18 protein-coding genes and 1 pseudogene are annotated in these 21,203 nt (G+C 68.7%); 8 read left to right on the forward strand and 11 right to left on the reverse strand.

Features of this window, described 5'->3' with window-relative positions; genetic code table 11:
- The first annotated feature begins 83 nt into the window (after positions 1-83).
- From ACZ4MF_RS30780 to ACZ4MF_RS30790, 3 genes are all read left to right on the forward strand, one after another.
- Positions 84-1,316, forward strand: a complete 1,233-nt coding sequence (locus ACZ4MF_RS30780) for a cytochrome P450 (RefSeq protein ID WP_467495214.1) — start codon at positions 84-86, stop codon at positions 1,314-1,316.
- The gene (locus ACZ4MF_RS30785; protein ID WP_467495216.1) at positions 1,313-2,140 is read left to right on the forward strand and encodes an aldo/keto reductase; all 828 of its coding nucleotides are present in this window, start codon (positions 1,313-1,315) and stop codon (positions 2,138-2,140) included. Before ACZ4MF_RS30780 ends, ACZ4MF_RS30785 begins: the two co-directional genes overlap by 4 nt.
- Before the next feature lie 144 nt (positions 2,141-2,284).
- Positions 2,285-2,956: a lysophospholipid acyltransferase family protein gene (locus ACZ4MF_RS30790; protein ID WP_467495218.1), complete on the forward strand. Its 672-nt coding sequence runs from the start codon at positions 2,285-2,287 to the stop codon at positions 2,954-2,956.
- Positions 2,957-3,009: 53 nt separating this feature from the next.
- On the opposite strand, the gene fabG is transcribed toward ACZ4MF_RS30790, so the two are convergent.
- From fabG to ACZ4MF_RS30820, 6 genes are all read right to left on the reverse strand, one after another.
- Positions 3,010-3,756, reverse strand: a complete 747-nt coding sequence (gene fabG / locus ACZ4MF_RS30795; RefSeq protein ID WP_467495220.1) for a 3-oxoacyl-[acyl-carrier-protein] reductase — start codon at positions 3,754-3,756, stop codon at positions 3,010-3,012.
- Between the two features lie 3 nt (positions 3,757-3,759).
- Complete coding sequence (locus tag ACZ4MF_RS30800) at positions 3,760-4,017, reverse strand: acyl carrier protein (protein ID WP_467495222.1); 258 nt, start codon at positions 4,015-4,017, stop codon at positions 3,760-3,762.
- Between the two features lie 103 nt (positions 4,018-4,120).
- Complete coding sequence (locus ACZ4MF_RS30805) at positions 4,121-5,104, reverse strand: beta-ketoacyl synthase N-terminal-like domain-containing protein (RefSeq protein ID WP_467495224.1); 984 nt, start codon at positions 5,102-5,104, stop codon at positions 4,121-4,123.
- A complete protein-coding gene (locus ACZ4MF_RS30810) occupies positions 5,101-6,273 on the reverse strand; it encodes a beta-ketoacyl-[acyl-carrier-protein] synthase family protein (RefSeq protein WP_467495225.1) in 1,173 nt (390 codons plus the stop codon). The genes ACZ4MF_RS30805 and ACZ4MF_RS30810 overlap by 4 nt, the downstream gene beginning before the upstream one ends.
- A gap of 5 nt (positions 6,274-6,278) precedes the next feature.
- The gene (locus ACZ4MF_RS30815; RefSeq protein ID WP_467495227.1) at positions 6,279-6,998 is read right to left on the reverse strand and encodes a lysophospholipid acyltransferase family protein; all 720 of its coding nucleotides are present in this window, start codon (positions 6,996-6,998) and stop codon (positions 6,279-6,281) included.
- Between the two features lie 31 nt (positions 6,999-7,029).
- Entirely contained in the window at positions 7,030-7,938 is a 909-nt protein-coding gene (locus ACZ4MF_RS30820) for a sterol desaturase family protein (protein ID WP_467495229.1), read from the reverse strand.
- Between the two features lie 353 nt (positions 7,939-8,291).
- Between ACZ4MF_RS30820 and ACZ4MF_RS30825 the strand changes: the two genes are divergently transcribed.
- The 4 genes from ACZ4MF_RS30825 to ACZ4MF_RS30840 are packed head-to-tail and all read left to right on the forward strand — an operon-like array spanning position 8,292 to position 13,896.
- Positions 8,292-9,320: an isocitrate lyase/phosphoenolpyruvate mutase family protein gene (locus ACZ4MF_RS30825; RefSeq protein ID WP_467495230.1), complete on the forward strand. Its 1,029-nt coding sequence runs from the start codon at positions 8,292-8,294 to the stop codon at positions 9,318-9,320.
- On the forward strand, positions 9,317-10,441 hold the full coding sequence (gene aepY / locus ACZ4MF_RS30830) for a phosphonopyruvate decarboxylase (RefSeq protein ID WP_467495232.1): 1,125 nt from the start codon (positions 9,317-9,319) through the stop codon (positions 10,439-10,441). Before ACZ4MF_RS30825 ends, aepY begins: the two co-directional genes overlap by 4 nt.
- Positions 10,438-11,604, forward strand: coding sequence for a pyridoxal-phosphate-dependent aminotransferase family protein (locus ACZ4MF_RS30835; RefSeq protein WP_467495234.1), 1,167 nt, complete (start codon positions 10,438-10,440; stop codon positions 11,602-11,604). The genes aepY and ACZ4MF_RS30835 overlap by 4 nt, the downstream gene beginning before the upstream one ends.
- Positions 11,605-11,655: 51 nt before the next feature.
- The gene (locus ACZ4MF_RS30840; RefSeq protein ID WP_467495236.1) at positions 11,656-13,896 is read left to right on the forward strand and encodes an FAD/NAD(P)-binding protein; all 2,241 of its coding nucleotides are present in this window, start codon (positions 11,656-11,658) and stop codon (positions 13,894-13,896) included.
- A gap of 35 nt (positions 13,897-13,931) precedes the next feature.
- Here the strand turns inward: ACZ4MF_RS30840 and ACZ4MF_RS30845 are convergent, their stop codons facing one another.
- From ACZ4MF_RS30845 to ACZ4MF_RS30865, 5 genes and pseudogenes are all read right to left on the reverse strand, one after another.
- The gene (locus ACZ4MF_RS30845) at positions 13,932-14,345 is read right to left on the reverse strand and encodes a hypothetical protein (RefSeq protein ID WP_467495238.1); all 414 of its coding nucleotides are present in this window, start codon (positions 14,343-14,345) and stop codon (positions 13,932-13,934) included.
- Between the two features lie 91 nt (positions 14,346-14,436).
- Positions 14,437-14,670: pseudogene (locus ACZ4MF_RS30850) on the reverse strand (acyl carrier protein); the annotation flags it as partial.
- Positions 14,671-15,321: 651 nt separating this feature from the next.
- Complete coding sequence (locus tag ACZ4MF_RS30855) at positions 15,322-17,058, reverse strand: 3-hydroxyacyl-CoA dehydrogenase family protein (protein WP_467495240.1); 1,737 nt, start codon at positions 17,056-17,058, stop codon at positions 15,322-15,324.
- Positions 17,059-17,098: 40 nt separating this feature from the next.
- On the reverse strand, positions 17,099-18,442 hold the full coding sequence (gene ccrA, locus ACZ4MF_RS30860; protein ID WP_467495242.1) for a crotonyl-CoA carboxylase/reductase: 1,344 nt from the start codon (positions 18,440-18,442) through the stop codon (positions 17,099-17,101).
- Between the two features lie 943 nt (positions 18,443-19,385).
- Complete coding sequence (locus ACZ4MF_RS30865; RefSeq protein WP_467495318.1) at positions 19,386-20,372, reverse strand: AfsR/SARP family transcriptional regulator; 987 nt, start codon at positions 20,370-20,372, stop codon at positions 19,386-19,388.
- Positions 20,373-20,637: 265 nt separating this feature from the next.
- Here ACZ4MF_RS30865 and ACZ4MF_RS30870 point away from each other — a divergent pair, with 265 nt between their 5' ends.
- On the forward strand, positions 20,638-21,147 hold the full coding sequence (locus ACZ4MF_RS30870) for a helix-turn-helix domain-containing protein (protein ID WP_467495244.1): 510 nt from the start codon (positions 20,638-20,640) through the stop codon (positions 21,145-21,147).
- The last annotated feature ends 56 nt before the right edge of the window (positions 21,148-21,203 follow it).

The following is a 21,203-nucleotide window of genomic DNA, read 5'->3' on the forward strand; positions in this document are numbered from 1 at the left end:
GAAAGCACGGCTGCCGCAGCCGCCGGCCCGCGTCACCGCGCGTGCCGTCCCCTCTGCGGCGGCCGGAATTCAAGGTGAGGCTAATGACGAACGACGTGAGCACCTACGAGACCGACCTTCCGCGACTGCCGCAGGGAGCGCCCGCAGGGTGTCCCTTCGCCCCGCCGGAGTCGGTGGCATCGCTCCGGGACACCGCTCCGCTGACGCGGGTGGTGCTCCCCGACGGTGAGCCGGCCTGGCTCGCTACGAGTTTCGAACTCGTACGGGAGGTCCTCACCCACCCGGGGTTCAGCGCCAACCCAAATACCAAGGGCTTTCCCCGGTGGAACCTGCCGGGAGGCACCGACCTGCCGATGAGCATGACGCATGCGGATCCGCCGGTGCACACCCGGCTGCGGGCGATGGTGGCGGGTGAGTTCACCCCCCGGCGCATCCGCCGGCTCCGCCCTGACATCGAGCGCATCACCCGTGATCGGTGTGCCGCCATCGAGGCGCTGCCCCAACCCGTCGACCTGGTAACCGAGTTCTCCACCCCCATCCCGGCTCTCGCGATCAGCCTGCTGCTCGGCGTGCCCGCCGAAGGCCTGTCCTCCTTCGAGCGGAACATCCGCCTCGTTCTCTCCCACGACGACCTGGAGTCGAGCGAGCGCGACCGGGCCAAGCTCGAAATGCTCACCTCTGTGACCACGTTGATCGCGGACAAGCGCGCTCAGCCGGACGACAACCTGCTGAGCAAGCTGATCACCGAGAACCCGGGCCTCGGCGACATGGAGTTGGTGTCGTTCGTGGCACTGCTGCTGTTCGCCGGGTATTCCACCACCGCGCACATGATTGAGCTCAGCGCTCTGACGCTGATCCAGCGGCCGGATATCGCGAAGCGGGCGCGCAACGACCTGTCCGTCATCCCAGCCCTGGCAGACGAGTTGCTGCGGTACCACTCGATCGTCCGGGACTCGCCGAGGAGGGTGGCGGTCGAGGACATTGAACTGGGCAGTGTCACGATCCGGGCGGGTGAGGGCGTCATCGCCTCGGTTCAGGCGGCCAACTGGGACGGGTCCGCGTTCGCCGAGCCTGACGCGATCGACCCCGACAGGCCCCGCACCCCGCGGCACCTCGCCTTCGGCCACGGGATCCACGTGTGCCTGGGGGCGTCCCTCGCCAAGCTCGAGCTCGAGGTGGTCCTGGAGGAACTGGTCACGCGCTACCCGAACATAAGGCTGGCGATCGCGGACGAGGAGATCCGGTTCCGGACCTCGACCCACCTCCACGGGTGCTATGCGCTCCCCGTCGACCTCGGGCTGGAGGCCGGTGCATGAAGCCCACCGTGACCCTCAACCAGGGCCTTGACGTCTCCCGTCTCGGTCTGGGCATGTGGCAGATCCCGGACGGTGACGCCGAGTCCGTCGTGGGCACCGCGCTGGAAGTCGGCTACCGCAGCATCGACACCGCGACGAGCTACCGCAACGAACGCGGCGTCGGCGCCGCCGTGGCCGCCTCCGGCATCCCGCGCGACGAGATCGTCGTCACGACCAAGCTCTGGAACAGCGACCACGGCACCGACGAGGCGTTGCGGGCATTCGACGCCAGCCTCGAACGGCTCGACATGGACTGGGTCGACGTCTACCTCATCCACTGGCCGCTTCCGCTGCGGGACCGGTACGTGGAGACCTGGCGTGCCCTGGAGAAGCTCCACGCCGAGGGTCGGATACGGGCGATCGGGGTCTCGAACTTCACCGTCGGCCAGCTCCGTCGGCTTATGGACTGCTGCGACATCGTCCCCGCCGTCAACCAAGTCGAGCTCCACCCCGGCTTCCAGCAGGCGCAGCTGCGTGAGTTCCACGCCGTGCACGGCATCGCCACACAGGCGTGGAGCCCGCTCGGTTCGGGGCAGGGCCTCCTCGACCTGCCGGTACTGGGCGAGATCGGCCGGGCACACGGCCGCTCGCCGGCACAGGTAGTGATCCGCTGGCATCTGCAACTCGGCAACCTCGTCATCCCCAGATCGTCCGCAGCCGCTAGGATCGCGGAGAACTTCGACGTCTTCGACTTTTCCCTGGACGACCACGAGATGGCCAGGATCGCGGCGCTCGACACCGGTCAGCGGCGAGGACCCGATCCCGACACCTTCGACTACGGATAGATCCGCCGTCCGGCGGTGAGCGAAGGTCAAGAGCGCTGTCACGGCACGCACGCGGCGGCTCACGGCGGTGGTACCGGCCGTGAGCCGCCGCGGAGCGAGGGCCGCGCCATGCGCGACGCACACGAGTCATAGAGGAACAAGGCGATGATGTATGAGCACTTGAGGCGGCTGACCGGACCGGTACTGCGTACCGCGGTGCGGCTCGAAGCCGTGGGCCTGGAGAATGTGCCGCAGTCGAACGGCGTCATACTTGCGTCCAACCACCTGTCCATCGTGGACTCCACATTCCTGCCGCTGGTGCTGGACCGGCAGGTGACCTTCATGGCGAAGTCGGAGTACTTTGAGGGAGGCCCCTGGCCGATGCGGATCGTCTCGTCCTTCATGCGGGGCAGCGGGCAGGTCCCGGTCGACCGAGAGAACCAACGGGCGGCCGTGGCCTCGCTTGACGCGTGTCTTCGGGTGGTGAAGGACGGCGGCATCTTCTGCATCTACCCCGAGGGCACACGCTCCCCGGACGGCCGGCTCTACCGGGCCAAGACGGGCGTAGCATGGCTGGCTCTCAAGTCCGGCGCGCCCGTGGTGCCGGTGGCCATGAGCGGCACCGACCGCGTCCTGCCGCCCAGGCGCGCACTTCCTCGTCCGGCCAAGGTCAAGGTGACCTTCGGCAAGCCCGTTGACCTCTCCTGGTACGAGGGCTCCGCTGGCGACGCCGGTGCCCGCAGGGCCGTCTCCGACCTGATCATGCAGGGCATAGCAGAGGTTTCCGGCCAGGAGTACGTGCCCATCTACGCGGCGAAGGCGAAGGAGCAGGGCTGACCCACGAGGCGAAGGGCCCGCGTGCCGTGAGGCCGCGGGCCCTTCGCCTCGCGTCAGTCGGGGATTCCGCCGTCGACGTGCAGTACGTGCCCGGTGATGTATGAGGAGCGGGGCGACGCGAGGAATGCCACGGCCTCCGCCACCTCCTGCGCGGTCCCCAGCCTCCCGACCGGGATCTTCTTCACCGTGCGGTCGCGAACCGCCTCGCTCACCGAGTCGGTCATGTCCGTCGCGATGAATCCGGGCGCCACGGCGTTGGCGCGCACACCGAACCGGCCCACCTCCTTCGCCAGCGACTTGGTGAACCCGATGATCCCGGCCTTTGACGCCGCGTAGTTCGTCTGCGCCGCGTTGCCGTACACACCGGCCACCGAGGAGATGGTGACGATGCTGCCGGCACCCCGCTTCATGAACGAGAAGATCGCCGCGCGGCACACGTTGTAGGTACCCGTCAGGTTCGTCTGGATGACGGTGTGCCAGTCGTCCGCATCCATCTTCAGCAGCGGCCTGTCACGGATGACCCCGGCGTTGGACACCAGGACGTCGACTGGCCCCAGGGTGTCCTCGGTCTCGCTCAGGTACGCGCGCACCGCCGCCTCGTCGGTCACGTCAACCCGGGCGGCCGACACCCGGCCGCCGTGCACCTCGGCAAGGCGCTCGATCTCCTCGGCCGCGTTCGACTCCGACTGGAAGCAGTAACTGACGTGGTAGCCGTCGGCCAGCAGCCGTTCCACCACGGCCCGTCCTATGCCTCGGGACCCGCCGGTGACGACGGCGACACGTGCATTGTTCTCAGCCATGGTTCAGGCGCTTTCGAGCTTGTTCGCGAGCAGGCTGTGGGTGCTCCGCAGCGAGCGGACCTCCTTCATGTGCTCTTCCCCGATCTTGACGTGGTACTTGCGCTCCAGGGAGACCAGGATCTCCAGCGCCAGCAGGGAGTCCATGTCCAAGTCCTCGACGAAGTCGGCGTCGTCGGTCACCTCGTCGGTGTCGATATCGAGGATGTTCGCGATGGTCTCGCGGAGGTCCTCGATGTCCAGTGCGAGGGATTGCTGCACCATGTCGTCTCTCTTTCTCATGTCGTGTGCTGAGTGATGGGGTGCTGCGGGACGGGATGTTCGGTCAGTCCGTCCTGCGGTGCGAAGGGCGGTGCGCCTTCGGCCTTCAGCCGGCCCGCGGTGGTTGGTCGGGCAGCGGCTTCGTGGTCGTCACGGCGATGGCGACGTTGCCTTCCCGAGCCGCGGTGACCACCAGCCGGGCGCGCCCGCAGCCGGACCGGACGCCGTTGGCGAGCAGCGCCACGGCCTCCAGCGCCCCGGCGCGCGGTACGTCCGTCCCCGGGGTCACGTCAGGTCCCATCAGACCGCGAACCGCGTCCGAGACGGCCTGTGCAACTGGCGATCCGTCCGTCACCAGCCGGACGTCGATTCCGTCGGTCTCGTCGAGCCCCGCCGCGACGGCGTCGAGGGCCGAGACCACGATCCGCTTCGCCCGCGCGCGGCCTGCGGCCGTCATCAGCGCAGGCGGCGGCACGAACAGCAGGCGCGACCGCAAGAGCGTCGTCCCGGGCCCGGCCGATGCGCGAGGGCGCAGTACGAGGAGGGCGGCGCCGGTTTCCGGCCGTGCATCCGCCGCGTAGGGATCCGGCGCCTCGGTCGCGCCCGCGAGCACGACCTCCGCCCGCCCGCCCGCCACCTCGTGGGCGGCCAGGTGCAGCGCCTCCACACCGGCCACCCGTGGTGAGGTGACCGTCAGATTGAAGCCCTTGAGCAGGTGCTCGGTGGAGAGCCGGGCGCCGACCAAATTGACCGAGAAGAAGGGCGCCGTCATGGGGCTGACGGAGTCCGCCCCCTCGGTCCGGGTCGTCCGGTCGATGACGGAGTGCAACTCCGCCACGGCACTGTTCGTCCCGACCACGGCGCCGCGCCGCTCCTCGGGACACCGCTCCAGCAGACCCTCGCTGCCCGCCAGTGCCGCCCTCGCCGCCGCCAGCACGTACTGGCATGCCTCGGGCAGGTATTTGTAGCCGCGCGGACCCAACTGCGACCTGTAGTCGAACCAGGCCGCACCGGGTGCGATGCCGGCGGGCGGCACGGTGACCCCGACGCCGCTCACCGCCGCCTCGGCGACCTGGAGGCGAGCAATCATCGGACTCCTCCGTCGAGCACGAGCGACACGTTGCTGCCGCCGAAGGCATAGGAATTGATCAGCACGCCCGGTCGAGGCAGCGGCGTCGGGCCGCCCTGCGGGAGCCACACGTCGCACGCCGGGTCCTGCCGTACCAGGGCGATGTTCGGCGGCACCTGCCCGTGCCGCAGGACGAGGGCCGCGCAGACCGCGCTGAAAGCGGCCGCGGCACCGGCTGTGTGCCCGATGAAGGCCTTGAGGCTGAACAGCGGTGTGGAATCGCAACGCCGCCCCAGCACTTCGCGCAGGGTCTCCGACTCCAGCAGGTCGTTCTGCTGGGTCCCGGTGCCGTGCGGGATCACACAGCCGATCGCCTCTGGCCCGCACCCCGCGTCGCGCAGCGCCTCACGCGCCACACGCACCAACTGGCGGCGGCCCGGGTCGGGCGCGGTGGTGTGGTAGGCGTCGCAACTCCAAGCGGTGCCGGACAGCCTGCCGTACGTCCCGCGGCCCGCCGCCGCATGAGCGGACTGCACGACGAGCATGGCGGCGCCCTCGCCGAAGACGGTCCCCTTGCGGTCGGCTTCGAAGGGGCGGCAGCCGTCCGGATCGATCGCCCTCAGCCGGTCGAAGGCGGCGATCGGCACACCGGCGCTTCCTTCCGCCCCGCCGACGAGCACGGTCTCCGCCTCACCGCGCCGGATGAGGTCCATCGCGACGCTCAGGGCGTATCCGCTGGCGGCGCAGGCGTTGCTCACGCTGACGTTCGCCCCGAACGAGCCCAGCGCACCGCCGACAGCCGAGGCGACGGAGAAGGACGGGGTCCATACCGCGTCATCGGGCACGCCCGCGCGGAAGGCGTCCTCGCGCTCCTCGCACACCCCGATGGCAGTGGCGATTACCACGGCCATTCCGGCGACCTCGTCGTCGGTCAGGCCCGCGTCCACGACCGCCTGGCGGGCGGCGTGCAGGGCGAACCGCGAGGCTCGGCCCCGGGTGGCGTCGTCCTCGGCGTGCGCCGACGCGTCCGTGGCGGGCGGGACCTGGTAGGCGAGGGGAGCGCGGACACGTCCGGTCAGCGACTCCACCGGTGTGGGCCTGCTCCGGGCGGCCTGCAGGCTCTTCCAGAAGGCCTCGGGGCCGTCGCCGAGGCAGCTGATGGCACCGAGGCCGGTGACGAAGACGTCCATGGCCGTCAGCCGGCCGTGGTCGCTTCGGCGGCGGGCGCGCTCGTGGGCGCGTACCGGTGCACGTAGTCAAGACCGGCGAGCGTGTGCACCTGCTCCATAACGCGGTCGGTGACCAGCCTGCGGACCTTGTAGTCCCCCTCGCGCCCGGCGAACTCGGGGAAGGTCATGGGCGAACCGAAGTGCATGTCGAACCGGGTGACCCGCCACACCAGCCTGCCCAGCGGCTGCACCCGGTCGGTTCCGGCCAGGCCGCAGGGGATCACCGGGGCGCCGGTGGCGAGCGCCAGCCAGCCCACCCCCGCACGGCCACGGTAGACGCGCCCGTCGGGGGAGCGGGTGCCCTCGGGGTGGATCCCGAAGATGCGTCCCTCACGCAACACCTCTTCGGCGCGCTTGAGGGCGTCCACGCCGCCCCTTCCGCCGTCACGCTTCACCGGGACGAAGCCGAGGGTATGGAGGAGCCTGACGCGCAGCCGGTCCCGCAGCCCCGTGCCGTCAAGCCGCTCAGCCTTCCCGATGAACCAGACGGGTCGCTTGGCCATGAGGGAGATCAGGACGTGGTCGCAGAAGGAGAGATGGTTGGCCGCGATGATGCAGGGACCGGAGGCCGGGATATTCCCAAGGCCGCTGATGCGTGGCCGGAACACCAGGCGCAGGAGCAGGGCGAGTACGGCCCTCAACACCGAACGGAACATCGGTCCCCTCTGAATCTTGTGCTGCGTCATGCCGTGAAGGATGCGGTGAGGCAGGGCGGGGTCAGTCGACCGCCGTCGCGGCACCGGAGGCGGAGCCGGTGACCGCGTTCGGGCGAGCCTTGCCGGGCCGCCATCCCGGGGGGCCGAAGATGTAGCCGAGGCGGTGGCTCCAGGTCCGCGCCTGACGGACGTCCCGCACCATGTTGGCGAACTCGTGCACCTGGATCTTCCAGATGCTGTACGTCTCGATCTGCTTGGTCAACCCGTAGGTAGGGCGCCGCAGTTCGGGCTGAAAAGTGCCGAACATCCGGTCCCAAATGATCAGGATGCTGGCGAAGTTCTTGTCGATGTACTCCGGCTCGATGCCGTGGTGAACGCGGTGATGCGACGGCGTCACCAGGAGGAACTCGATCGGCCTGGGGAGCTTGCGGATCTTCTCTGTGTGGGCGAAGAGCCCGTAGAGGAGGTGGACGGACTGCATGGCGAAGACGAGCGCCGGGTGCACCCCGAGCAGCGGCAGCGGCAGCCAGATCATCTTCTCGAACCACTGCGCCCACTTGCGCCGCAGGGCCGTGGAGAGGTTGAAGTACTGGCTGGAGTGGTGGACCTGGTGCCCCGCCCAGATCAACCGGATCTTGTGGGACGCCCGGTGGTACCAGTAGAGGAGGAAGTCCACCCCGAAGAACAGCACCACCCAGGTGCCCCAGAAGGACGGCGACATGTGGAAGGGCGCTACGTACTCGTAGACCGGCACGTACAACGCGAGTGCCACGATGCGCATGAGGGTGGACCACCCCAGCGCTCCCAGCCCGGTCACGATGCTGGCGGTGTGGTCCTTGAGGTCGTAGCCCGTCAGTTCCTCGTCATGGCCGAACTTGATGGCCAGCAGTTCGATCGCGATCAGCAGGGCCACCGCCGGTATGGAATACACGGCCGGGTCGTGCAATCGCTCCATTATTTGGTCGAACATCGCCATCCTTTCTATCGCTTGGCACCGCTCGGATAAAACTTGCGAAGCGGCTCCTCAGTCATAATTGCACAACGCCCTTAAAGCACCCCTACTTGCTGTCCTGGGACGCCGCTAAACCCTCACTTAAGACCTGCTGGCGTGGAGCCTTGTTTTCGTTTTCCCGGTGGGGCGACTGGTCGTAAGCTCTCGCCAGGCAAGGGACCAGCCGCTCTCCCATCGCCCGAACCCGAACGATCCCGCGATCAGGCTGTGCGATGTGATCGAAAGGTTTTGCTCCCTGTGTCCTTCGCGACCGGGCACACATAAGCGTCCGATCGTCCGAGCATTGCTCGTCGCGTGTCGACCCAATGTCGTTGCGGCCCCTCCTCGATAACTCGCGCAGTGGGAGAACCGTCATGAATAAAACAGTAGGAATCGAGCAGCAGAACGGCGGCAGGGCAGGCTACGGCGGCCACGGAAGTGCCGGCCGCCTTCGTGCTCTGCTCGAACGCCCGGGTGTGGTACGGATCGTCGGCGCCCACAATCCGCTGGGCGCACGCCTCGCCGAACAGGCCGGTTTCGACGGCGTCTGGTCGAGCGGTCTGGAGATCTCGGCATCGCAGGGCGTGCCGGACACCGACATCCTCACGATGAGCGAACTGCTCTCGGTGGCCGGGTCAATGGCGGCGACCGTCGACGCCCCCGTCATCGCCGACGCCGACGCCGGCTACGGCAATGCGCACAACGTGATGAACATGGTCCGCCGTTACGAGGCGGCCGGCATCGCCGGAGTATCGATCGAGGACAAGCGCTTCCCGAAGGTCAACAGCTTCATCCCCGGCCGACAGGAGCTCGCCCCCGTGGGCGAGTTCTGCGGCAAACTGGCCGCAGCCAAGGAAGCCCAGCGCGACCCGGACTTCGTGGTGATCGCCCGGATCGAGGCGCTCATCGCCGGGCAGGGCATGGAGGAAGCGCTGCGGCGCGGCGAGGCATATGTCCAGGCCGGCGCCGACGCGGTGTTGATCCATGCGAAGAGCGACTCGCCCGAGCCGGTGCTGGAGTTTCTCAATTCGTGGCAGCGGCCCACGCCCGTGGTGGTGGTGCCGACCACCTACCACACCATCACGGCCGCCGAACTCGGCGCAGCGGGCGCCAAGATGGTCATCTATGCCAACCACGGCCTGCGCGCCGGGATCACCGCAGTCAGCAACACCTTCAGGACCATTCTCAAGGACGGCCGGACCACTGGGGTCGAGGAGCGGATCGCGCCGCTCACCACCGTCTTCGAACTGCAGGGCATGAGCGAGCAGAAGCGGAACGAGGCCCGCTTCATCGCCGCCTACGAGACCGGGCCCGAGGAGGGCCTCGCGCCGGGTGGCTCCGAGCAGGCGGCGCTGCGATGAGCGCAACCCCTGTTCTCGGCCTCGACGCGGCGACTTTGGTCGACCTGGTGCGCGAGCGCGGATTCGGCCCGTTCACCGGGGTGCCCTGCTCGTACCTGGGCCCGGTCATCAGCTGCCTGCAGGACCGGTATCCGCAGGAATACCTCATCGCCGCGAATGAGGGCGAGGCGGTGGCCGTCGCTGCCGGTGCCCGGCTCGCCGGGCGTACGCCGGTGGTGATATTGCAGAATTCCGGACTCGGCAACGCCGTCAACCCGCTGACCTCTCTGTGCCACACGCTTCGGCTACCGGTCCTGCTCTTCGTCACCTGGCGCGGCCGCCCCGGCTGCCCCGATGAGCCGCAGCACGAGCTGATGGGTGAGATCACCCCCCAGACGCTGACGGCCATGCGGATCAGGAACGAGATCGTGCCCGACGACCCCCTGACGCTGGCGGCCCGGCTCGACGAGGCCAAGGCCCATATGGAGGCCACCGGGCTGCCGTTCGCCTTCGTCGTCCCCAAGGGAGCCGTCGCACCGTACGCCGCCGGCCCACCGCCCCGCGAGCGCAGCGGCCTGATGCTGCGTGCGGAGGCGATCAGCCACGTCGTACAGAGCATGGAACCGGCTACCTGCCTGGTCGCCACCACCGGCAAGACGGCCCGGGAGCTGGAACGGGACTGGGACCGCGCGCGGAACCTGTACGTGGTCGGTTCGATGGGCTGTGCCTCCAGCGTCGCCCTCGGGGTGGCGCTGTACGCCGGGGACCGCAAGGTGGTGGTGCTCGACGGCGACGGCGCAGCGCTCATGCGGCTGGAGGCCATGGCCGCCATCGGTCGTCTGGCGCCCCCCAACCTGTTGCACATCCTGCTCGACAACGAGTCGTACGAGTCCACGGGTGGGCAGCCCACCGCCTCCGCTGCCGTTGACTTCGGCGCGATCGCACGGGCCTGCGGCTATCGGGCGGCCCATGACGTGACGGACGCCGTCGAACTCGCTGCCGCGGTGGCGGACGCCCAGGGCGCCGGAGGCCCCCGGCTGATCCGGGTGCGGATCGCCTCCGGGTCCGATCCGCGGCTCGGCCGTCCGGCCCTCTCCCCGCCTGCTTCGGCGACCCGGTTCATGGAGGCGATCTCCGCATGACAGTCGGTATCGTGGAGGGGCTGGCCGTCCGCTCCGAAGAAGGCCCCGATGACGCCCCCGACGGGCAGGCGCGCAGGCTGGTCCTGATGAACCCCGGCCCGGTGATGACCGACGAGCGGGTCCGTTCCGCGCTCGCCGGACCCGACATGTGCCACCGGGAACCGGAGTTCGCCCGGCTGCTGACCCGGGTACGGCGCAAGACGACTGCGGTCTGCGGAGGAGACGACGACCACACGGTCGTGATACTCACCGGCTCCGGAACCTGCGCGGTGGAAGCGGCGATCAGTTCCGCGGTCCCAGAGGCAGGTGCGCTGCTGGTGATCGACAACGGCCACTACGGCGAGCGCCTGCACCACATCGCGAGCGCGCACGCCGTCCGGACCCACCGCTGGGAACTTGGCTGGGGCACGCCGGTGGACTGCGAGGTGCTCGACCGGCTGCTGGCTGCGGATCCCGGGCTGACCCACGTCGGCGTCGTGCACCACGAGACGAGCACCGGCATGCTCAACGACGTGACCGCGGTGACCGCGATCGCCCACGCGCACGGGCGCGAGGTCGTCGTGGACGCGGTCAGCAGTGTCGGAGCCGAGGCCCTCTCCCTGCGCGACGACGTTCCCGACTGGCTCGCCGGCTCGTCCAACAAATGCCTCGAAGGAGCACCCGGGCTGAGCTTCGTCGGGGCCAGGAAGGATGCCTTCCGCGCACTGGGCAGCGCTCCGCGCCGCACCTACTACCTGGACCTGCACAGGCACTACACGGCTCAGGAAGAGGCGGCCGCCCCCGCCTTCACGCCCGGTATCCCGGCCTTCTACGCCTTCGACGCCGCGCTCGACCTCGCGCTGGCGGAAGGCCGTGAAGCCCGCCTGGCCCGCTACACGCGGCTTGCGCAGCGGCTGCGCAGCGGCCTTGAGGAGATGGGCTTGGAGATCCTCCTGCCGCCGGAGCACAGGGCCGCCGCGCTCACCGCAGTCCGGATCCCGCAGGGCCTCACCTACACCGAACTCCACGAAAGGTTGCGACGGGACGGCTTCGTCATCTACAGCGCCCAGGAGCAATTGGCCCAGGACTTCTTCCGATTGTCGACCATGGGATGCATGACGGCCGGGGAGATCGATTCCTTCCTCTCCGCCCTTGACCGCCTTCTGACGGAACGCCATCGCTGACATTCGGTCATTCCCCCGACGGACGATCGTATCCACGAAGAGAGGTACCCGGTGACCGCCGCCCAAACAGCCGCCTCCGAGCAGCCCGCGCCGCCCTTCAAACTCGCGCTGGTCGGAGGCGGGCCACGCGCCACCTACCTCCTCGAGAGGCTGTCGGCGACCATCGGCCGGCTGGACGCGGGACGGAGGCTGGAGGTGCACGTCTTCGAGCGCTCTGGTGCGTTCGGTGCGGGACAGGCCCACCACCCCGCTCAGGCGCGGACCAGCTATCTCAACCGCATCGCCTGCCAGGTCGGGTTCGCAGCGGACGAGAGCGTCGTCGGCGCCGGCCCGCTTCGGCCGACGGCGGAGCGTCCCACGCTGTACGACTGGTGCCGCCGCCGGTTCGCCCGCACCGGGGAGCCGGACTTCGCCGTCGGCCCCGGGGACTGGCCCAAGCGCTACGTCCACGGGTTGGCCCTGCGCGAGATGTTCGACACCTTCGCCGCCGAGCTGCGTGCGCACCCGGCGGTGGAAGTGGAACTGCACACCGCCGAAGTGGTCGATGTGCGTCCATCGGAGGACGGCCTCCGCGTGGTCACCGGCGAGGGGGCGGCGGTTCACCCGGCGGACGCGGTGGTGCTGCTGACCGGCCACACCAGCCACGACCCGCAACGGGTGCCCGCTTCCAGGCGGCTGGCGGAGCTCGCCGAACGCACCGGCGCGCAGTACGTCCCGCAGCCGTATCCCCTCGACATCGCGCTCGACGTCGAGCACTGCGGCCCCGGTACGGTCGTCGGATGCGCGGGCATGGGCCTCACCGCCATCGACGCGATCCTCTATCTCACGGAGGGCCGCGGCGGCACGTTCCACAGCGACCCGGTGGACGGTCTGGTCTACCGGCCCAGCGGCGACGAACCCGCCTCCATAGTGGCCTTCAGCGGCGCGGGCCTGTTCACCTTCGCAAGGCCCGTTAACTACAAGGAGCGGGACGGCGGCCCCGGGGACCACACCGGGCGGTTCTTCACCACCGACGCGATCGATCGGCTACGGACCAATGTAGGCCGACCGGTCGCGCACGGTTCGAACAAACGGCTCCAACTCGACTTCGACCAGGACATACTGCCGCTTGCCGTCCTGGAGATGGCACATCTCCACTACGCCGCCCTGTTCGGCCCCGCCTCGGTCTCTTTTCTGACACGCGGGGCCGCGGTGTGCGCCGAGGCGTTCGTCACCGGGCCGCGCGAGGCGAGCGAGGACCCCGAGCAACTGCTGGGACCGCTCGAGGAGGCCGTCGGCGAGGTGGCGGACCTCTTGACGGAGGTGGTGCGGGGCGCCGTGCCGGTACCGGCCGCACAGGTGCGCGCCGACTGGCCGGTCCGCGAGGTGCTGCTCCACTGGGTGGAAACGGTGTACGGCCCCTCTGTGGTTTGCGAGGTGGCACACCGGATCGACCGAGGACTGCCGCCGGGCCCCGCGCTCGAAGGAAGCGGCTCCCCGTGGGGGCTCGAAACCGACCCAAAGGGGAATCGGTTCAGTTGGTGGCGCACCGTCTCCCCGGTCGCGCCGCAGGGGACCGCCGACGACCAGCGGCGCGCGGTGCTGCGCTTCATGGAGCGTGACGGACTCTGGGCGCAACACGGGAACGTGCGCAACCCGCACAAGGCGGCCGCGGACGGCGTCTGGCGCGACCTCAGGTCCGTAATCTCCTACGCCGTTGACGACGCCGGACTGGTTCCGCGGTCCCAGCGCAGATTCCTGGACTGTTACGTGCGCCACCACAACAGGCTGGCCAACGGAGCCGCCGACGAGATCATGGCGAAGGTCACCGCGCTCGTCCGGCACGGCATAGTCGACGTCTCCACAGGCCCCGGTGCTCGTCTTCGACTGGACGAGGAGCACGGGCGTCTGCTGGTCGAGGGGCCCCGAACAGGGACCTCCCGGGAACTCGACGTCCTTGTGGAGGCCCGGATCCACCCATTCGATCCGCGGCTGGACGCCCTGCCCCTATACCGCAACCTCCTGGAACGCGGGGTGGTCCGGCTGTGGATCAACAGGTCGGCGGATGGTGAGACCTTCGTGCCAGGCGGGCTGGACCTGACCCCTCAGGGGCATCCGGTGCGTGCCGACGGCAGCGTCGATCCGCGTGTCACGGTGCTGGGTGTGCCGTCCGAGGGAGCGCGATCATTCCTGCTTTCGGCGCTGCGGCCCAATGCGGACCACTACGTGATGCACGACATCATGGCCTGGCTGGAGGGGTTCTGGGAGACGGTCGCCGCTCGGCCAGCGGCGGAATGCCCATCAGCTCGCTGATAGTTCGCTGACGCAACGCCACGGAAGCAGGCGGCTCAACGAGCTGCCGTCCCCATGACGTTGCGTCTGTTCCAGCAGGCCGGCAGGATCCGCCGGATCTGGTCGGCCACCGCGCCGGTATTCGTCGGCCGGCGGACCGTGTCGTGGCCGCCGAGGACCACCGGTAGCCCGCACATGCGCGCGCGTTCACCTCGAAGCGGTCGAAGATCGCGGCGCACTCCACAGGTCGAGGTCGTCAGGGATGATCCCCGGACCACCGCAGGGAGGCGACGAGGTGGGGAAGGGCGTCGAAGCGCCCTGCGGCGGACCACGGGCGGCCCGGTGCGACCGGCGAGGTCCCGGCCGAGCCAGTCGAGGAGGGCCGCGCGGTAGAGCGCGTCCACCGCGACGGTCGCCTCGACCTCGCAGCCGAGTGCGCCCAGCTCGCGGGCGAGCTCAACGGCGAGCAAGCCCCCATGGACCAGCCGCCGAGCCGCTACCTGCGGCCGGGCACGTCCCGCAGGATCGCCTACGCGTAGTCGGCCACCAACTCCACGAAGCTCACTGCCCAGTCCCAGCACCTCCCCGCCGGTCGGGTGGGCAAAACCAACGGTGTCCACTGGCAGTTCCGCACCGGGACGACGACTGCCCGGCGGCCCGGACCACCGGCCGACTCCCCCGCTCCTTGGCCTTCCGGACCATGTCACGGATGGTCGGAGCGTCGTAGAGGGCGGAGACGGCAAGCTCCACACCAGTCTCCCTGCGCAGCGCCGATACCAGCCGCACCGCCCGGAGCGAGTTGCCGCCCCGGGTCGAAGGAGTCGTCGGTTACCGTCAGAGGGAACTCCCCCCGGCACGGAGATCACCGAAGAGACCATGTACCGCGGCAGCGACCTCGCCACCAGCTCCTTCAGCTCGGTTCCGGTGAGCTCCGCGCCGGGCTCCGGCAGGACGTGCGCCACCAGCCCGGAGCCGCCGGCGCCCGTCGCCGCGAACCCCGGGACAGGCCGGCAGCGCGGCCTCCGCATCGCCCGGCTCGATCCGGTGACCGCCAACCTTGACCTGCGCATCCTCACGGTTGCTCGCGGAGGAGCTGACCCTGCCGGGCACGGGCAGCGGGTGGATGCGCGCGCGGTCACTGCGGCTGCTCGAACGCCTCCCCTCCGCGTCGCCCGGCCGGGCGTGTGCAACGCGTCCGCAGGACGCGCCCACCGTCCACAGACTCGTCAAGGCCGAGCGGAGGGTGGCGGTGATGGCCGCGTGCGGCCGTACCAACCGCGAGATCGCGGCCCAGCTCTACGTGACCGCCGGCACCATCGAAGCGCCTGACGCCTGCCTACCAGAAACTGGGGGTACGCGGGCGCAGCGACCAGCCGACCGCCCTGGGGCCCGAGCTCGAAGCCGGGGCCGAGACCGCGGACCTCTGAGCGGTGGTCAGGGGTTCCTTCACACGCGCAGGAACCCCTGACCACTCTTGCGACCCAAATGGCCACCGACCACCAACTGCTCTAGCGCGGTCGGCGGTGTGAAGGACGGCTCGGGGAACTCGTCGCTCAGCCGCCTCAGGATGGCCAGCGAGACGTCGAGACCGATGGTGTCCAGCAGCGCGAACGGACCCATCGGATACCCGAAGCCGTCCTCCAGCGCCGTATCCAGCTCCCGTGGGTCCACGTCAGGGCGGTCCAAAAGCCGGATCGCGTCGGCGAGATAGGGGAAGAGCAGGTAGTTCACGATGAACCCCGCCCGGTCCCGGCACGGGACGGTCGTCTTGCCGAGCGCGGCGCAGAAGGCGTTCGCGGTGCTCAGGGCCTGATCACCGGTGCGCGGCGCACGCACCACCTCGACCAGCTTCATCACCTGGGCGGGATTGAAGAAGTGCAGTCCTAGCACGTCGTGGTCGCGCCCGGAGGCCTCGGCGCAGGCGGCGACGGAGAGACTGGAGGTGACGGTCGCCAGCAGCGCCCCCGGGCGGCACACGGCCCCCAGGGTCGCGAACACCGCGCGCTTGACGTCGAGTTCCTCCGCCGTCGCCTCGATCACCACGTCGCAGTCGGCGACGGCCGCGCAGTCGTCGGACGCGGTGAGCAGGGCCAGCGCGGACGCCGTCGCCTCCGGCGTCCGCCTGCCCCTGGCCACCGACTTCGCCAGGGAGGACTCGACCGCGGCCAGCGCGAGATCCGCCTTGGGCCGGCCCCTGGCGACCAGGACCGTCGGCAGGCCGGCGGAGGCGGTCACCTCGGCGATGCCCCGTGCCATCGTCCCCGAGCCGATCACGCCGACCGTCTGGACGGCGCAGTCCACCGGTGCGCTCGCCACGGCGTGCCGGGCACCCTCGGGCCGTCCGAGCGCGTCGTAGGCGTAGAAGCCCTGGCCGCCCGCGCGTCCTTCCAGCCCGGCCTCGACCATTGCGGTGAGCAGCGGCGCCGGGCGGTACGCGGCGTCGCCGGTGCTCGCATGCAGGGCGAGCAGCTTCGCGTGGACGGTGCCCAGGCCCACCTGGTCCACGGTCTCCAGCGGTCCCGCCGGAAGCCCGCAGCCCAGGCGCATGGCCGTGTCCACGGACTCCTGGTCGGCGTGGCCAGCCTCGACCATGGCGACGGCGCGGTTGAGGTACGCGTAGACCAGCGCGGTGGCGTCATCGCCGACGCGTGCGCCGAGCGGCTTCACGGCCAGACCACTGTCGGCCACCAGTGCGTCGAGTGCGGCAATGGCGTCATCGCAACTCATCGCCGTCCGCACCGGCTCGACGGCGCTTCCGGGAGCAGGCGGGCGCACAAACCGCAGCCCCAGCGTCCTCGCCGGGCGTCCCGACGCAATCGCGAGCCCGGTGAGCGAGACCGACGACGCGGTACTGACGAGCACGGTGCGGTCCAGGCACACGCTGTTGAGGCGCCGCAACAAGTCGATCTTGACCGACTGCTTGTCTGGCACCGCCTCGATGACCACAGCGGCCGCGCCCAGCTCGGCCACCTCGTTGGTCAGCGTCCAACTACCCTGGCCTTCTCCGCCCTCCGCGCCGCTTTCAGCCTCCGCCGTCTTCATCCGCCGGTCGACACGGGCCAGCACGTCGAGTTCGCTGTCCACCCCGATGACGTCGTACCCCGCGGACCGCACCATGGCCAGCAGGGCTTCCCCCACCGTGCCGAGGCCGACGATCCCCACCACCGATGACTTCTTCGCCATGATTCGCCTCTCTTCTCCGGAACGTTCGGTACCAGCGTTCTCAGTTCGCGAGCATGCGGAAGCGGTTGATCGCGTCGATGTGCTTCGCCCGCATCTCGTGGTCGCGCACGCCCATGCCCTCGCACGGCGCCAGTGCGAGCACGCCGACCTTGCCCTGGTGCAGGTTGCGGTGGACGTCGTAGGCGGCCTGGCCGGTCTCCTCCAGGGAGTACACCTTCGACAGGGTCGGGTGGATCCTGCCCTTGGCGATGAGGCGGTTGGCCTCCCAGGCCTCGCGGTAGTTGGCGAAGTGGGAGCCGATGATGCGCTTGAGGGACATCCACAGGTAGCGGTTGTCGTACTCGTGGTTGTAGCCCGACGTCGAGGCGCAGGTGACGATCGTGCCGCCCTTGCGGGTGACGTAGACGGAGGCCCCAAAGGTGTCCCGGCCGGGGTGCTCGAAGACGATGTCGACGTCCTCGCCACCGGTGAGTTCACGGATGCGCTTGCCGAACCGCTTCCACTCCTTGGGGTCCTGGGTGTGCTCGTCCTTCCAGAACCGGTAGTCCTCGGCGTTGCGGTCGATGATCGCCTCGGCGCCCATCGCCCGGCAGATCTCCGCCTTCTGCGGCGAGGAGACCACGCAGATCGGGTTGGCGCCGCCGGCCAGCGCGAACTGGGTGGCGTAGGAGCCGAGTCCGCCGCTGGCGCCCCAGATGAGCACGTTGTCGCCCTGCTTCATCTGGGCGCCATTGCGCGAGACGAGCTGTCGGTAGGCAGTGGAGTTGACCAGGCCGGGTGCGGCGGCCTCCTCCCAGCTGAGGTGGCGCGGCTTGGGCATCAGCTGGTTGGACTTGACGAGCGCTATCTCTGCCAGTCCGCCGAAATTGGTCTCGAAACCCCAGATGCGCTGCTCGGGGTCGAGCATCGTGTCGTTGTGCCCGTCGCTCGACTCCAGCTCCACCGACAGGCAGTGCGCGACGACCTCGTCACCCGGCTTCCAGGCGTTGACCCCGGGCCCGGTGCGCAGTACGACGCCGGCCAGGTCGGAGCCGATGATGTGGTACGGCAGATCGTGCCGCTTGCTCAGTGGCGACATCTTTCCGTACCGCTCAAGGAAGTTGAACGTCGGTAGGGGTTCGAAGATGGCCGACCAGACGGAGTTGTAGTTCACCGAACTGGCCATCACCGCCACCAGAGCCTCGCCAGGACCGGGCTGCGGAGTCGGAACCTCTTGGAGGTGTAGCGACTTACGGGGATCCTTGTCCGCGATGGCCATGCCCTCGAACATTCCCACGTCTTCCTTGCGCAGGACGCACGCGCGGTAGCTCTCCGGAACGGCGATGGCAGCGAAATCGGAGGCTGCCGCGTTATCGGAGAGGACGGCTTCCAGTATGTCTTTCACGTTCGGATCCCTCTGACGCTGTTATGTGTACGCGGAGTAGGAGGACGCCGACAGCTCCACATCGCAGCGCCGTCGACGCCGGCTCCTGGATACGGCGGTTCCAAACCGCACACGACGCCGGAACTCGTCTGGTCTGCTTTCCACATGCCGGTGGATCGGCCGACTTCCTCTTTCCGCGGGTGCGGGAACCCGGCCGTCGAGGCCCTCATCCTTGAGTAACCGGTTCCGGGTCGTTCTTGTTGGGGATTTGGGGACTGTCGTTGCGGTGGGTTCTCGCGGTGGTCGCGTGGGCATCGGGCCGCCCCCTGTTGGAGCCGACACCTACTACCGGAGGTGGCGCGAGCACGGAAGCTGGCATGCCCAGGCCCGGCGGCATCTGTTCAACCGCTTGATCGGACAGCTCTACAACTGCTTCCAGACCGGGCAGCAGCCGAGGCCATCGCCGATCGCCTTGCCGGGCCGCCACGCGATGACCCCGGCGGCGGGGTGGCGGGCAGCGGCCGGAGCCGGCGGCCCGCCAGGCCCGGGCCGTGCGTGGCCGGCCCAACCGCGGTGCCCGGGGTGATCCCGGGCACCGCGGGTTCAGCTCGACCGTCGGATTCAGCGGTCGCTACACCCGTTCGAGCGCAGATCATCGCGACGAGCCCACGACGGTTGTGTCTCGGCTGATCTCCTCGCGGGGAATCTCCACCGAGTAGTTTCGCTGGATACGCGACGTCAGTTCCACGATGCTGCGCCAGTCGATATCGGGTGCATTGATCATGGCGCGTCGGAGATCATCTCCGGCTGGGCGCCGAAGTCCATGAACTCGGCCTCGACAGGCACGGTCGGGCGCGTGGGACATGGCTATCCTCGTCTCTCATCCCGGGATGGCGTCGACGAGCCTTTCGAGTTGGGCTCGCGGAAACGCGCGGGATCCGGGGTATGCGATGCGATAGCCCGGTCAGGAGGCGTACGCGGACCTCATTTCCTCCCGCGAGTCGTCCAGCCAGGCCTCTCGCGCGAGGATTGCTCGATGCAGCTTCTGCAACTTCAGCCCGGGCTCGACCCCGAGCTCCTGGACGAGGATCTTTCGAATCCTGCCGTATTCCGCGAGCGATTCTGCGATGCGACCGCTGCGATAAAGGGCGATCATCAGGTGCCAGTAGAGACTCTCGCGGGTCGGCTGCTCGTCGATGAGTGAGTAGAGTTCACCGATCAGTGAGTTGTGTCGCCCGAGTTTGAGTTCGAGCTCGAACTTCTGCTCGTAAGCGAAGGCGCGCTTCTCGTCCAACTGCCGACACAGGTTGTGGAAAAAAGGGACCGCACGCAGGTCTTCGAGGGCCGGCCCACGCCACAGTGCCAGGGCCATGTTGAGAGCCTCTGCCGCCTCCTTAAGCTGGTCCTGCGCATGGAGGCTGCGGAAGTCGCAGAGCAGGGACTCGAATCGCCGCAGGTCAAGCGTCTGGCTGCACAGGTCCAGCCGGTACCCGGGCGGCTGCGTGACGAGCAGTTTCGGATCGGCCCCCACGCTGGACAAGTACTTCCGCAGCTGTGAAACGTATACGTGCAGCGCTGTGGTGGCGCTCTGCGGAGGCATCCCGGACCATAGGGCTTCGATGAGGCGGTCCATCGAGACGGATCGTGTATTGCGTATGCACAGGTAAGCCAGGAGTGACCGGAGTTTGAGCGCTCGAGGGCTTACACGCTGCCCGTCTCGTGTTTCAATCTCCAATGGCCCCAGTATCTGAAACTGCATTTTCCCCCTCAGGTATGAACCCATGAAAAACTGCGCGCGATTCCGCGCGGCTGCACGCTGCTGCACCCAAACGTTCCGGCGCAGCGCCCCGTTTCCCCATTCCGTGTTCGTGGGCCCGAAGCGCTCATCCCGACGCCTCCAGCGCCACACCTCACCGTACAAACCGACGAGCGAGGTAGACGCTCCGCGCATCTCGCTCTGGGTGTGTACGGCTATGTGCTGCAACGGGCAACGCTCGTACCGGCGCGGCGAACCGCGCTTCTGACGGGCAAACGTTGCCTGCCGTGGCGCTAGTTGACTAGACGCGCCGAGGTGACGGTACGCCGCAACCACTCCAGCCTGTCAAGTGAACGAGATGGTCGACTGGGGCTACTTGCGACGACATCTAGTGAAGGAGATAATGAGACGCAGGCGGACACACGTCCGCAACCACGCAGGCAAGAGGGGGGGTCGGTAGATGAGCGACAGCGGCCCATCGAGCAGTCGGCGTACGATTGCTCAAAGGCTGGACTACCTGATCGGCGCGATCCACCCCAAGGGGCGCGGGCCCTTCACATACCACGAGATCGCCGAGCTGATCAGGGAGCGTGCCGGCGAAGGAGGTCCCACTGTCTCCCACGGCACCGTCCAAGCGATCCGTACCGGTAAGGTCACCAACCCCAGCGTCGACTCGCTCCGCGCACTGGCCGACTTTTTCGGCGTGCCTGCAGCCTACTTCCTTGACGACACCGTCTCAGAAGCCGTCGAGGCCCGGATCATGGAGATCAAGGAGAGCGCCGAAACGGCCGAAGCCGCCAACGAACTTGCCGATGTCCTACAGGACAACGAGGTTCGCGCCGTGGCGTTCCGCCTCGGCGGCCTGTCGGCTCGGTCAATTCGCGGGATAAAGAGCATCGTCGAGGGGTTCCGTCAAGCCGAGGGCCTGCCCGAAGTCAAGCTCCCGCCCTCGAGGCGCCGTCGCGGATAGGTCGCAAGCGCCGAGTCGGCGAGTGTCCGACCGGGCTGCGCTTGTGCCGGGAAACG

The sequence above is a fragment of the Streptomyces sp. NPDC025793 genome (genome assembly GCF_055558375.1).